The following is a 1,711-nucleotide window of genomic DNA, read 5'->3' on the forward strand; positions in this document are numbered from 1 at the left end:
CTTCCCTTCTGTTCGAATGGAGCCCTCGAATCGGATTTATCCTCCAGAATCCGCGCATCCCGAATGTCTCGCACCGCACGTACTGATCATTTGCAGGGGCCGTCAGACTTAGTTTTTTGAATTGGTACCGTATGACAAACCGAGTACAGGATGATCAGTCAACGGGAGCGTAATAGCCGCGCCTCCAAGAGGCCCGCAATCTTGAAGATGATCCTTTAAGTTGTACAACCTTGACGTTAACCTTGTGGTACTTTCCATCCAATCGCGGTTTGGCAGGGGTGTATCCCAACACGTACTGAGTACGTAGCGCGTTACCCATTTTGGCGGCGACGTCGGGCAACTCACTCAGATCTTTGATTTCGAACAACTCTCCTCCACTTTGTTTAGCGACTTCGCGAAGCAGCCCCGGACCAGCCTCTTCCTCGTGCGTTTGCGAGCGCAGATCCCAAGGGTCGAAGATACCCAGAGCATAGATCAGGACATCGGATTCGCGCACCAGGCTCTTGATTTCACTGATGGTGCGCCGGCTACAATTGTCTCCACCGTCCGAGACGATCACCACAGCCTTCCTGATATTGTGGGCGTGTCGAAGCTGATGTATGGAGAGATCGATGGCGTCCAACAGCGCTGTTCTACCGCGAGGTTGAATAAGTGTCAGGTGCCTTTGTACCTCCTCTACCTCTTTCGTGAAGCCGAGGAGGAGATTAACCTCATCACTGAACTGAATCAAAACGAACTCGTCCGCGGGGTTAGCGGTTTTCAGGAAGACTGAAACGGCTTCGCGCGCTTCGCGCATTTTGTCCGCCATACTGGCGCTGGCGTCAAAGAGAAACACAACTGAGATCGGTCCATCTTCCATCGAGAAGTGGGTAATGATCTGCTCCACCCTGTCGTCATACAGGTGGAAAGAATTCTGGTCCAGGCCGACCACAGATTTCTCGTTGCGATCAACCACCGAAACGGGAATGAGGACAAGATTGGAATTCACGCGAATCGAGGGTGAACCGTCCGGATTTCCTCGCGGTGCCAGGGAAATGTTGACGCTTTGAGCTCTCGCGAAATCGAGAATTGCCACTAAAGTACAAACAAGTAGAACCGAAACGTGATTTCGCCGTGCCATAATGAAACCAGATGCATCCGCCGGGGATATCGCTGCATGTTTTCAACTGACCGAAAAAGGTTGAGGCGTTAAGCTGAGCCTCACAGCTCTCTTCTGTTCATCCGTGCGGACTGAGATGAATCGCGAGCTCCGCTGCGGTGTATTCTTATCCCGAAGTGATTTATGAGCTGCGACAGTCTGGATAACTGCTGATCACTCCGGCCCTGTGAATCACAGGGGAACTGGGACTGCTGTGCGCAACGCGGGTCGACGGTAGTTCTTGCGAACATCTCTGTTGGTTCTGTCCAAACCCGACCCGATCTGCGTCGAATCAAGTAAGGGTATCGCCCTTCACCAGTAACCCCAGGATGGTGAGCGTGAAGCGCTTATCCTGGGATCCTGCCCCGTCCTCGTTCTAGAACAGTCCGCGCGATTGGAGGCAAGAAGATGGCATTGGAGAAGCTCACACACTCAAGAGGTGGAGAAACGTTGGACTTTGGTCCCCGGGACCGAGAGCCCGGCGCGGCCAGGCGCTCGCAACTCAGCCTTTAGAAGCGTGAGGCGTTTCCGTGAACATGGTAACCGGTGCGGGTTCGGATTCGGTATTTCTTC

1 protein-coding gene is annotated in these 1,711 nt (G+C 53.4%); it reads right to left on the reverse strand.

The window, feature by feature from the left end:
- Positions 1–154 precede the first annotated feature (154 nt).
- Complete coding sequence (locus tag WA354_RS10670; RefSeq protein ID WP_472812992.1) at positions 155–1,075, reverse strand: VWA domain-containing protein; 921 nt, start codon at positions 1,073–1,075, stop codon at positions 155–157.
- Between the last annotated feature and the right edge of the window lie 636 nt (positions 1,076–1,711).

Source organism: Occallatibacter sp., from assembly GCF_049802275.1.
In the GTDB taxonomy this organism is placed as follows: Bacteria; Acidobacteriota; Terriglobia; order Terriglobales; family Acidobacteriaceae; genus Telmatobacter.